The organism is Methylomonas sp. BG-2 (genome assembly GCF_057766305.1).
The window spans coordinates 1-11001 of the sequence record NZ_JBYMAP010000144.1 but is presented as its reverse complement, the minus strand read 5'-3'; the positions used below and the strand labels follow the sequence as shown (position 1 = coordinate 11001).

General features: G+C 57.5%; 10 protein-coding genes and 1 tRNA gene. 5 read left to right on the top strand and 6 right to left on the bottom strand.

The annotated features are described in order from the left end of the window. Window positions 1-975, bottom strand: a 975-nt coding sequence (gene xseA, locus AC3B8H_RS14090) for an exodeoxyribonuclease VII large subunit (RefSeq protein WP_488442179.1), incomplete at its 3' end; no start/stop codon positions are given. A gap of 147 nt (window positions 976-1122) precedes the next feature. Here xseA and dmeF point away from each other — a divergent pair. Continuing rightward, window positions 1123-2121: a CDF family Co(II)/Ni(II) efflux transporter DmeF gene (gene dmeF, locus AC3B8H_RS14085; RefSeq protein WP_488442178.1), complete on the top strand. Its 999-nt coding sequence runs from the start codon at window positions 1123-1125 to the stop codon at window positions 2119-2121. On the opposite strand, the gene AC3B8H_RS14080 is transcribed toward dmeF, so the two are convergent. Continuing rightward, window positions 2084-2740, bottom strand: a complete 657-nt coding sequence (locus tag AC3B8H_RS14080; protein ID WP_488442177.1) for a class I SAM-dependent methyltransferase — start codon at window positions 2738-2740, stop codon at window positions 2084-2086. The two genes, dmeF and AC3B8H_RS14080, sit on opposite strands and share 38 nt — an antisense overlap. Before the next feature lie 63 nt (window positions 2741-2803). Between AC3B8H_RS14080 and AC3B8H_RS14075 the strand changes: the two genes are divergently transcribed. Together AC3B8H_RS14075 and AC3B8H_RS14070 are read left to right on the top strand one after the other, a co-directional pair. Further along, window positions 2804-2880, top strand: a tRNA-Asp gene (locus AC3B8H_RS14075). Between the two features lie 105 nt (window positions 2881-2985). Then, window positions 2986-3414, top strand: a complete 429-nt coding sequence (locus AC3B8H_RS14070; RefSeq protein WP_488442176.1) for an Hsp20/alpha crystallin family protein — start codon at window positions 2986-2988, stop codon at window positions 3412-3414. 1 nt (window position 3415) lies between these two features. Here the strand turns inward: AC3B8H_RS14070 and AC3B8H_RS14065 are convergent, their stop codons facing one another. Continuing rightward, window positions 3416-3934, bottom strand: a complete 519-nt coding sequence (locus AC3B8H_RS14065; RefSeq protein ID WP_488442175.1) for an NUDIX hydrolase — start codon at window positions 3932-3934, stop codon at window positions 3416-3418. 63 nt (window positions 3935-3997) lie between these two features. Here AC3B8H_RS14065 and AC3B8H_RS14060 point away from each other — a divergent pair, with 63 nt between their 5' ends. Then, entirely contained in the window at window positions 3998-4591 is a 594-nt protein-coding gene (locus AC3B8H_RS14060) for a TetR/AcrR family transcriptional regulator (RefSeq protein ID WP_488442174.1), read from the top strand. Here the strand turns inward: AC3B8H_RS14060 and lplT are convergent. Then, entirely contained in the window at window positions 4566-5738 is a 1173-nt protein-coding gene (gene lplT, locus AC3B8H_RS14055) for a lysophospholipid transporter LplT (RefSeq protein WP_488442173.1), read from the bottom strand. The genes AC3B8H_RS14060 and lplT overlap by 26 nt on opposite strands. Before the next feature lie 48 nt (window positions 5739-5786). Beyond that, window positions 5787-7952 carry an AMP-binding protein gene (locus AC3B8H_RS14050; RefSeq protein WP_488442172.1) on the bottom strand — a complete coding sequence of 722 codons (2166 nt, stop codon included), beginning with the start codon at window positions 7950-7952 and terminating at the stop codon, window positions 5787-5789. 156 nt (window positions 7953-8108) lie between these two features. On the opposite strand from AC3B8H_RS14050, the gene AC3B8H_RS14045 reads away from it, so the two are divergent. After that, complete coding sequence (locus AC3B8H_RS14045; RefSeq protein WP_488442171.1) at window positions 8109-8237, top strand: hypothetical protein; 129 nt, start codon at window positions 8109-8111, stop codon at window positions 8235-8237. A gap of 145 nt (window positions 8238-8382) precedes the next feature. Here the strand turns inward: AC3B8H_RS14045 and AC3B8H_RS14040 are convergent, their stop codons facing one another. Continuing rightward, window positions 8383-10521, bottom strand: coding sequence for a hypothetical protein (locus AC3B8H_RS14040; RefSeq protein ID WP_488442170.1), 2139 nt, complete (start codon window positions 10519-10521; stop codon window positions 8383-8385). Between the last annotated feature and the right edge of the window lie 480 nt (window positions 10522-11001).

The following is an 11001-nucleotide window of genomic DNA, read 5'->3' as shown; positions in this document are numbered from 1 at the left end:
GTGAATCAGCCGGCGCTCCAACTCGTCCAGGCGCTGGGCGTTGCGGTGCAGTTTTTCGCCGGGATGTTGCGCTTGCAAGGCTTTTTCGCGCCACGCCAGCTGCTGCCGAGCGCTAGCCAGTTTCAGGTGCATCAATCGAGTCATGCGCCGTTCCGCGTCGGTAAAGGCGTACAACCAGGCGGCTTGTTCCGGCACCGCGTGCTCGGCGGCGGCCGACGGGGTCGGCGCGCGCAGGTCGGCGACGAAATCGGCAATGGTCACGTCGGTTTCGTGGCCGACGCCGACGATGACCGGCAGGCGGCTGGCGGCGATTGCCCGAGCCACGCGTTCTTCGTTGAAGGCCCATAAATCCTCCAGCGAACCGCCGCCGCGCGCCAGAATCAATACGTCCGCGATCGCATCGCGATTAGCCGCCGCCAGCGCGGCGCTGATCTCGAATTGCGCCGCGTCGCCTTGTACCGCGACCGGATATATCACAACCGGAATCGCCGGAAATCGCCGTTTTAACACTGTCAATACGTCGCGGATCGCCGCGCCGCTGGGTGAGGTGACGATGCCGATTCGGCGCGGAATCAGTGGTAAGGATTGTTTGCGGTCGCCGTCGAACAAACCTTCCGCCAACAGTTTGGCTTTCAATTGTTCGAAAGCCTGCCTGAGCGCGCCTTCGCCGGCGGCTTCCATGTTCTCGACTACCAATTGGTAATCGCCGCGCGGCTCGTACAGGCTGACTTGGGCCGAGACCAACACTTGTAGACCGTTAACCGGCTTGAACCGCAGGGTCGATTGCTGGCCCCGGAACATCGCGCAGCGTACTTGGGCCTGCGCGTCTTTCAACGTGAAATAGGCATGACCGGAAGCCGGCAGGCTGAGATTGGATATTTCGCCCTGTACCTGTACGGTCATGAAGTGCTGGGCCAGCAAGCGCTTGGCTTCGCGGTTAAGCTGGCTGACGGTAAAAACGGACGGAGCGGCCATGAGTGTAGGGATAGGCGTTGCGGAGTCGGCATTTTAAAGCGAATCGCGATTCGGCGCCTGGAACGAATGGACTGGGAGTTTGCAGGGCGGCTGAGCTAGAATGCGGTTTTGAACTCGCGCCAGCATCGGGACATCGGGAAGCCAGTCATGCACGTACATCAATTGAGTCGTTGGGAGCATCCGCACAACTTCGCCAGGATCAACCGCAAGGGTGAGCGGCGGACCAAATGGGTACTATTGCTGACATTCACGACGATGTTGGTCGAAATCGGCGCCGGCATGAAATTTCATTCGATCGCGCTACAGGCCGACGGTTGGCACATGGCAACCCACGTTGTCGCCTTTATGATCACAATATTTGCCTATCGCTACACCCGACTGCACCAGTTCGACAATACCTTTGCCTTCAGTCCGGCGAAAGTCGGAGTGCTCGGCGGCTTCGCCAGTTCGATCGCGTTGGCGATGGTGGCCTTGGCGATGACCGCCGAATCGGTCGAGCGGCTGCTGATGCCGCAAACGATTCGCTTCGACGAAGCCATCGTCGTGGCCGGGGTGGGACTGGCCATCAATTTGTTGAGTGCGCTGCTGCTGCGCGATCAGCACGATCATCACCATGGCCATCGTCATGCCGCGCATGGCCACGACCATCACCACCATGATCACGACGAACACGACGAACACGGGCATTCTCACGATCATCATCACGACCACAATTTGCGGGCCGCCTATCTGCATGTGATGGCCGACGCGCTGACCTCGGTACTGGCGATGGTCGCGTTGCTTGCCGGCAAGTATTACGGCTGGGTCTGGCTGGACGCGGCGATGGGCTTTGTCGGCGCGTTGGTGATCCTGATCTGGTCTTACGGACTGGTTGGCGAAACGGCGCCAGTGTTGCTGGATCAGAGCATCGAAAGCCGTTTTTTGGAGGATATTCGCGGCGAACTGGAGTCCGACGGCGAAACCAAAGTCAGCGATTTGCACGTTTGGCGACTGAGTGCCAATCATTGCGCGGCCATTATCGGCGTCGTCACCCAATTTCCCCGATCTCCCGCCTATTACAAAACCCGGCTGGCCGGTTTCTCCCAACTGGACCACGTGACGGTCGAAGTCAATCGCTGTAACGGTCGGGATTGCGGCGCAGAATGATTGCGTCGGCGGCGACGAATTCGATGCCGCAGTCATAGCGGTCCGCCAGCCAACTCAAGGTTTCTCGGGAATAAAAACCGATATGGGTCCGGTCGTTTTTGTAGTGCCAGCGCGCGAAGGCGGCGGCATCGATGACCAGCTTGGTCATCAATCCCAGGTAAGCGCGCGGCTTTAACATGCCGAAGATTCGCTCGAATTCCAGTGCCGGCCGCCGAAAGTGTTCGACGACTTCGGTGCAAACCACGAAATCGTAATGGCTTGACAACAAGTCCGGATAAGCGGCGTAAATCGGGTCGTATAAATTCACCGAGTGGCCTGCTTGCGTTAGCATTGCCGCCAACGCCGGACCGGGGCCGCAGCCGAAGTCCAGGCCGTTCGAGCCGGGTGCCAAGCGTTCTTGCAGCGGCGTGGCCAAGCGCGACAGGAAGCGGCGATAACCGGGGTCGTCCATCGGGTTCCGATGCAAATCATAAATCGCTTTCTCGGCATCCGGCGACAAATGCTGGCTAGCCGGCACATAGACCAGGCGGCATAGACCGCAACGCCGATAATCGCGGTCACGGTCGCGATGAAATTCCACGGAAGTCGCGCAGCCGCAAAGCGGGCAGGGGGCTGGCATAAATGGTATTGGTTTTGCTTGACGGTCGGGAAATATACTGTAGAATGCGCGGCTCTTAACAGCGGAGCGGTAGTTCAGTTGGTCAGAATACCGGCCTGTCACGCCGGGGGTCGCGGGTTCGAGCCCCGTCCGCTCCGCCAACTTCGTTTTTCATCCGGCCATTTTCGGCCACTCAACCGGTTGTTTTCAAGCCGGAATCCATTCTGTATCATTGGCTTTCCCCTAATAACAACAGGAGAATTGTGATGAGCAGCTTGAGTCCATTCAGTCAACGCGGTTTGTTCGACGAGTTGTTTCGGGATATCAGTCCCGGCTATCTGGTGCGGCCGTTGCACGGCGACCCTCTGCCTAGCCAGATCAAGGTTGACATCAAGGAAAATCCGAACGAATTCATCGTCGAAGCCGAACTGGCCGGCGCCAGCAAGGACAACATCCACGTCCGTATCGAAGGCAATCTGGTCAGTATCAGCGCCGACATCAGTCAGATCGACAGCCAGTCCGGCGACGACAAGGTGCTGCGTAGCGAACGCTATTACGGTCAGGTTTCGCGCAGCTTTCAATTGCCGGTCGATATAGACCAGACCGCCAGCAAGGCGAAATATGATAACGGCGTATTGACGCTGACCCTGGTAAAAAGCAAGGCCAAGGGCGGCCAACGATTGACGGTGGAGTGATCTAACCGGCGAGCGCTTTCCATCCGGTGTGTTCCGCATAGCGGCGCCAGATGATTTTGAACGTGACGGTCAAGGTCGGATCGTCGCGTTCGACCCGTTCGTTGACGGCGTTGGGCGTTAGCCAGGCGCCGTCGTCGATCTCGGCTTCCGCCAACTGGAATGGCCCGTCGTGCCGGCAACGGTACACCTGGATGAATTCCATGCCCAAGGCCGGTGTCGGCGTCAATTTGAACAGTATTTGCAGCTCCGCGTCGATACCCAATTCTTCCCCGAGCTCGCGCGGCGCGGCGCTAGCGTAATCTTCGCCGGCATCGACGTGGCCGGCCGCGGAACTGTCCCAGAGTCCCTTGTTCAAGTCTTTCAACATCGAGCGTTTTTGCAAAAACAGCTCGCCTTGTCGGTTAAAGACTAAAATATGCACCGCGCGGTGGCGTAGCCCTTGGGCGTGAATTACACCGCGCGGTAAATGGTCGACGACTTGGTCATCCTGGTCGACAACCGCCAATAATTCGTGATGCATGACTCGATTCCCAATCCAAGGTCGTGTATGTTAAAGGTTTTTGGACGCTGCCGCAGGGTGAATATGGCTAGAAGAAGCGAACACAGTCAGGAGCAAATCAAGGAAATGGTTTTGGCCGCCGCCGAAACCATTGTCGTCGAGGAAGGCTTTAATGCGTTGACGGTCAGAAAGATCGCGATGGAGATAGGCTACACGGTTGGCAGCATTTACATGGTGTTCGCCAATATGAGCGATCTGATCATTCACTTGAAAGCGCGGACATTGGATCAGCTGGCCGAGCATCTGGAGGCGTGTCCGGCCGATGGCGATCCGGCCGAGCGTCTGATGAAATTGGCGAATATTTATCTGGATTTTGCCGCCAAGCATTTCAACCGCTGGCGGATGATATTCGACATGAAGAGCGACGACGCGCCACCGGATTGGTATCAGCAAAAAATCGAGTACATGTTCGATATCGTCGAAAGCCTGATCCGGCAACTGCATTCCGGCACCGGCGGGGAATCCGACCGGCAGGCGGCCCGCGCGTTGTGGAGCGGTGTGCACGGCATCAGTATTTTGGCGCTGACCGGGCACGGCCAACCGTCCGGGGTTGATCCGGCCCGAGCATCGGTGGCGCTGTTGGTGTCGACGTTTATTCGGGGTTGGCGGGCGGCGTAGTGTCCGGCAAATGCTGGACCACGACGAAGGTGGCGGCCATCAACAGGCCGCCAAGCACGATCAGCGCCACCGCCGGCTGGCTTGCTTCGGCGGCCGCGGCGGTATATCCGCCGACCGCGACCAGCATTGCCAGGTTCTGAAAGAAATTCTGCATCGCCACCGCGCCGCCACTGCCTATGCTTTGTTGGCCGATTTCCTGTAGTGCCGCATTGATCGGGACAATGAACATGCCGCCGGCTGTGCCCATCAAAAACAATACCGCGCGCGCTGGCCAGACCGCGTCGGTAAAGCTTAAGGCCACGATCAACGAGCCCATCGCGTATGCCGGCAGTCTAGCCCGGCGCAGATGTTCCAGAGGAATCAGGCGCGGTACCAGCGCCGCGCCGGCAACGATGCCGATCGCCAAAAACAAGGTCAAATCGGCAATGTCGCTAGCGTTATGCATCATCAATACCGCCGGCGCCCAGGCGATGATGATCACCCGCACCGCGGCGGCGGCGGCCCAGAATAGCGAAGCACCAAGCACCGCGAAGCGCGAACGAGGCGACGCCAGAAATTCGCGAACCTCCCGGAAAAACAGCAAGATCTTCGATCCCTCCGGAATCGCCTTGCGTAGCCCGGTCGGCAAAAACAAGGTGGTCGCGGCCGAGATCAGAAACAGCGCGATCGTCGCGGCCAGCGCCCAATACACCGAATAATCGGCCAGTCTGGCGCCGACCACCATGCCGGTCAGAATCGCCAGTATCGTCGAACCTTCTATCCAACTGTTGGCTTTGACCAAACCGGCGTGGCCGGCCAGTTCTGGCAATATTCCGTATTTGGCGGGGCTGTAGAGCGCGGCACCAACCCCAACCAGACAATAGGCCAGCAGCGGCTCAACCTGTAACAACAGTAAACCGGCACCGCCGGCCTTGATCAGATTGGCCACGATCAGGATTCTGGCCTTGGGATGACGGTCGGCCAGACCGCCAACCCAGGGTGCCAGCACCACGAACGCCACCAAAAACACGCTCTGCAATGCCGGGACATACCAGGGCGGCGGATGGTCGGCTTGCATCACCATGGCGATGACGGTAAACAAGATGGCGTTGTCGGCAAATGCCGACAAAAACTGGGCGATCAGCAAGGGATAAATGGCGTTACTCATGGGCTCTTGGTGGCAATCGGTAAAATTCGGTCCATAGGAGGTCCGGGCTTATTCGCTATCGACATCCACGCCCAACATCAGGTCGGCGGCGAGTTGGGTTGCCGCCGGGTAATCGGTCTTGCCGGTACCCAGAATCGGCACCTTATCGACGACGAACAGTTTTTTCGGCAAATTGATCGCGGCGACGCCGGGCGCCGCGGCCGCCAGTTGTTTGGGGTTGGCGTTTTTATGAGTGGTCAATAGCACCAATTGTTCGCCTTTTTTGGGGTCGGGCAGAGCAACCACGGCATGTTGCGCTTCGGGCCAGGCCGCGCCGGCCAATTGCTCGACCGCCGTCAGCGACACCATTTCGCCGCTGATTTTGGCGAAGCGTTTGCTGCGCCCTTGAATGTGGATGAAGCCTTCGTCATCCACTTGCACGATATCGCCGGTATCGTACCAGCCTTCGCCATACAGCGACGCGGGCGGGACCAAAACGCCGGGATTAGCCGGCAATAGATAGCCTTTCATGATGTTGGGGCCGCTGACATGCAGTTTGCCGCCATGCTCTATGCCTTCGACCGGCTCCAGTTTGTAGAGCATGTCCGGCATGAAGCGGCCGACGCTGCCGGCTTTGTAGTCCATCGGCGTGTTGACCGAGGTCACCGGCGCGGTTTCGGTGGCGCCGTAGCCTTCCAGAATTCGGATGCCGAATTTGTCCATCCACAGATGGCGAGTGTTTTCCTGCAATTTTTCGGCGCCGGCCACCACATAACGCATGTTGTAGAAGTCGTAGGCGTGGGCCTTCTTGGCGTAGGCCGACAAAAAAGTATTGGTGCCGAACATGATGGTCGCGCCGATGTCGTAGGCGATCTCCGGAATCACGCTGTAATGCAGCGGAGACGGATAAAAAAATGTGGTCATCCCATTCAGCACCGGCAGCATCGTGCCGACCGTGAAGCCGAAGGAATGAAACATCGGCAGGAAATTCAACACCACGTCTTGCGGATTGAAATTGATCCGGGCCTTTAACTGCTTATGATTGGCGATGATATTGCTATGCGACAACACGACACCTTTCGGTTCGCCCTCGGAGCCGGAGGTAAACAGCACCACGGCGGCGTCGTCCGGACTGCAGCGGCGATGGTCGTACCAATAGTCGGCGGTCTTGGCTTGAAGGAAGCCGGCGATTTTGGCAAAGGTATTCACGCCGGCCGCTAAATCTTCCAGATACACCAGATTCACCTGTTCGGATAGCGCCTGTGCTTCGTTTTGCAAGTGAGCCAATTCGATAAAGCGCCGCGAGCTGACCACGGTTTTGACGACACCGGTCCGGCACGCCGATTTCATGCCGGCCGCGCCGATCGAGTAATTCAACATCGCCGGGACCCGGCCGTACAACTGCAAGCCCAGAATCACGCACAGGGTTTTCGCCGAATTCGGCAGCAACACCCCGATCTGATCGCCGCTGGCGCTGATATTGCGCAACAACTTGCCGACGATAATGCTGCGGGTGACCAATGCATCGTAATTTAGCGGTTTGCGCTCCAGATCCTCTGCAACCCGATGTTTGCCGCCGTGTATCGTTCTGGCTTCCAACAAAGCCGAAAAAATGGTTTGCCGGTAGTGACTGCTGGCGAACATCATTTCGGTCATGATGTCGGCTAGGATATGGCCGCTGTATTTGCGGCGGGCTTTACCGGTCACCGCGCCGTGGGTGTCTATCCGGGTCGGCGGCAGGATTTGCAGCGTGATGCGCGGAAACCAGCGCAAGCGCACGATATTGCGCAGCTTGGAAAAATGGGTGTACTCGGCGCCGTCGATACGAATCGGCAAAATCGTCGCGCCGGATTTGTCGGCCACCATGCCGGTACCGTCGTAGATTTTCATCAACGAACCGGTCACGGTGATGCGGCCTTCCGGAAAAATCACGGTACGGGTATCGTTTTGCAAATGGTGGATCAGTGCTTTCAGCGACAGCGGATGGGTGGGGTCCATTGGAAACACCGTCGAAAGCCTTAAAAAGGGTTTCAACCACCATTGTTGGGAAATTTGGGTATTGATCGCGAAGGTGATGTCGTCCGGCAAAAACACGCCGAGCAGCAACGGATCAAGAAAAGAAGTGTGATTGGAGATAATCAGCACTCGTTTACCGGCCTGGGCGTAGTGCTCCAAACCGTTGACCTTCACCTTGAAGACCAGCGTCATCAGCCAGCGTAAAACAATCTTTAACATAGATATCCTCCCGTGCGCGCATATTAGCAGACAGTCAGCGAATTGCCGGGCGTCAATATATTACATAATTAAACAATGTTCAATTGTTCGCGATACCCAGCGCCTGCCGTCAGTTTGGAAACGATCCGAGATTCCAAGTCAATCGAGTTGAGGCTCATGGCAGACTTTGCACTATGGGCTGCAGACTATGCGCTGGAAAAGGTCCGCATCCGGCAGATCATCAACTGCCCGAATCAGCTCTTGACCGGCGAGGCGGCCTGTTCGGCGTGGATGGAATATTTGTGAGTCAGGCGATGCATGCCCGAGGACCGGGAGCAGGGCAGGGGCAAATAGATCATCAACCGATAGGGCCGTTCACGCCGCATCCGCGCTCGCCCGCATGAAAAAGCCCGCTCGCGTTGCCGCGCGCGGGCTTTCGGAGAGAAGGCGTTTAGCCTTCGGTGACGATCAAGGCCTTGGCCTGATTTTTCAGAGTGATGGCCTGTTGCAGCAAGCGCAGGCGTTGTCCCCCGGTCATGAACCATCCGTTAACGGCTCGATTTTCATAATCCAATGCTTTTTCCAACTTGCTCAAGGCTTCCGGATACGGATTGATCACCGCCTCGGTTAGCACCCGGACGGCATCCTGGGTATCGGCGATGGCCAGTTTTACCGATTTCACGCTGTTGGCGTTGGCTTGGTCGATGGCTTTTTGATCCAGCGCGTTCGAACTGCGAATGTTCTCCAGCACATTGATCGAGCGCAGGAACAGCGCGACCGCGATGACTTGCGACGAGTCGAGCTTCACCTGGCGATTGACGCCCTTGGAAGTAAACGCCCCCGGCGACTGGTTGAAGGACTCGGTGTTGTAGTAGGCGACGGTTTCTTCCAGCGTCGTGACGCTGTTGTTATGAAAGAACGGTGCGGTATCGGCGGCTTCGACCAACGGCGGCGTGTTGAAGCGGTTCAAGCGCGGATGATCGGCCGGCCGAACGTTGCGCGGATCGACGCTACCGTCGCTGTAACAAGGCTGGTCGTAGTCCGGGCCGCAATCGTTTTGCAGGACTTGGCCGAATCCGCCGTCGTAGGCCACGCTGGCGTCGGCGAGATGATGCAATTGATCGCGCATGCGCTCGATGCCGGTATCGCGGGTCGGATTGCCGCCGGTCGTGGAGCTGATGGCGCCGGCGTTCATATGACAGCCGTTGCAGTTGGCGGAGGTGCCGAAAACCGGCGTACCGCCGACCGGATAACCGTTGCTCAGGGTTTCGCCAGGATTGTTTTTGGTATTGAATAATTTCAAACCACGTTGAACCAACGGCGACTTGAAGGTCATCGCCGCCAGATTGATGTCGGCGCCACGCCCCAGCGACAGCAAATACGCTTCCAGCGCGTCCAATTCGTCTTCGGTCGGCATCCGGAAATCGACGTTTTCCACCCGATTCAAACGCTTGGGCAAATGTTGCTTGACCGCGCCCTTGGCGAAATCGCGTAACGAACCGCCGTCCGGCGCGCCGTCGCCCCCCCAGCCGATGGCTTCGGTGTGGCGATTGTCTTGCTGCGCGATCGGATCACGCTCTACGAAGTAATCGTTGTCTTCGGTGAATTCACCGCCCATCGCCGACGTCTCGAATTTCAACGAAGCCGACAGACCTAGCAAATGCGAAGCCGCCCTCATTACCGGCGGCTTGTCGAAGCCGTCCACGTTGGCGACAAACAGACCGAACTGACGTATCAAGGCGGGTTTTTCCAGATCCGCCAGGGCCGGGTTGTGCTCCGCGACGAACAGCGGATCGCTTGGGGGCAATTTGGCGATATACGCCGGATCTATCGTGTGGTTGCGGTCCGGACGGTGACAGGTGGAACAGGTCCTGCCATTACCGCCGAAGGTTTCTTCGGTGAACAACTTTTGACCCCGGGCGATTAAGTCGGCCAATTGCTGGTCGGTCGATGCCGCGACGGCGGCTTGCGCGGTTTTAGGCAGCAGAAAACCGAAGGGTACTTGGTCTTTACCCGCTTGTTCGGCGTCGCCGACAGCGCCCAGGTTGGCCGCCGGCCAATAGCGCTCGGTGTAGTAAATCCGTTGCAGCAATCCGGGGGAGCCGAACAGCAGACCGCCTTCGCTTGGAGTTTGTCCAGCCAACGTAACGGCAATGCTGTCCAACGTAAAACCGTTCAGACGGTCGCGATCGAGCAAGGTTGCGAACACCTGTCCGCCTGCTTTTTCGGACAATGAGCCTAACTTGATCGCATTGCCGTTGTGATGATTGTCGATCAGCCAAACATCGTAGGGCTGCCCGGCCGACAAGCCGCGAACCGCGACGCGCATTTGCCCGCTGATCAGATTGATGGCGGCCTGGCCTTGGCCGTCGGTGAGTTCGCGCGACAGCGATTTGGAATAGCCGAGATCAACGCGAACGGTCTCCGGATGGCTATGTTTTTCGAACGCGGATTTCCAGCGTTCGTAAACGGAGCCTAGCGTTTCGACGCTGCCGGCACCGGTATAAGGCGCTTCGAATCGCGGCATCAGGCCGTAGCCCAGCGCCATCGCGGCGGCAAAGGCCAACGGAAGTGTAAGGGTAATTTTCATTCTGTATCCTGGTCGAGGGTGATAATCCGATGCGGCGGCGGAGCGGTGATAAAGGATAGAAAGCACTATTCCGGGTGTTTCTGCTCCAGATAGCCTGAAATTGATGAATCCGCGCGGCATCGTGTATCGGTGAGCAATAGCCATGCCCGGGTTGGCGGTTGATTTTCCGGAAACAAAAGCAATTAACAATCAATCGCTTAACGAGAGCGTCCGGTTGGGTAATCGCTGGAAGAGAGAAGAATCCAGGTTGGTAGACGAATTTTTTGAAAAGTCAAATAGGCGGCGCTTCAAGAAATAGGGGATATGACTCAAGGGTGTGTGAAATCACACAGAATAGATCGGATTCGCCCGGATTCAGCCCGATTTGTCCGGAAAAAACCAGGAAATGACCTTGTAAGTTATTGCTTACAAATTGACCAAATTAGCTCCAGGGTAAATTCCTTGAAGAAATTCAGGAAATTAACGTGGCGCAAGCCCTCC

Coding starts and splice junctions, on each gene's coding strand:
- AC3B8H_RS14050 (WP_488442172.1), bottom strand. CDS start 7,952: ATGTTAAAGATTGTTTTACGCTGGCTGATGACGCTGGTCTTCAAGGTG.
- dmeF (WP_488442178.1), top strand. CDS start 1,123: ATGCACGTACATCAATTGAGTCGTTGGGAGCATCCGCACAACTTCGCC.
- AC3B8H_RS14070 (WP_488442176.1), top strand. CDS start 2,986: ATGAGCAGCTTGAGTCCATTCAGTCAACGCGGTTTGTTCGACGAGTTG.
- AC3B8H_RS14040 (WP_488442170.1), bottom strand. CDS start 10,521: ATGAAAATTACCCTTACACTTCCGTTGGCCTTTGCCGCCGCGATGGCG.
- AC3B8H_RS14045 (WP_488442171.1), top strand. CDS start 8,109: ATGGCAGACTTTGCACTATGGGCTGCAGACTATGCGCTGGAAAAGGTC.
- AC3B8H_RS14060 (WP_488442174.1), top strand. CDS start 3,998: ATGGCTAGAAGAAGCGAACACAGTCAGGAGCAAATCAAGGAAATGGTT.
- AC3B8H_RS14065 (WP_488442175.1), bottom strand. CDS start 3,934: ATGCATCACGAATTATTGGCGGTTGTCGACCAGGATGACCAAGTCGTC.
- AC3B8H_RS14080 (WP_488442177.1), bottom strand. CDS start 2,740: ATGCCAGCCCCCTGCCCGCTTTGCGGCTGCGCGACTTCCGTGGAATTT.
- lplT (WP_488442173.1), bottom strand. CDS start 5,738: ATGAGTAACGCCATTTATCCCTTGCTGATCGCCCAGTTTTTGTCGGCA.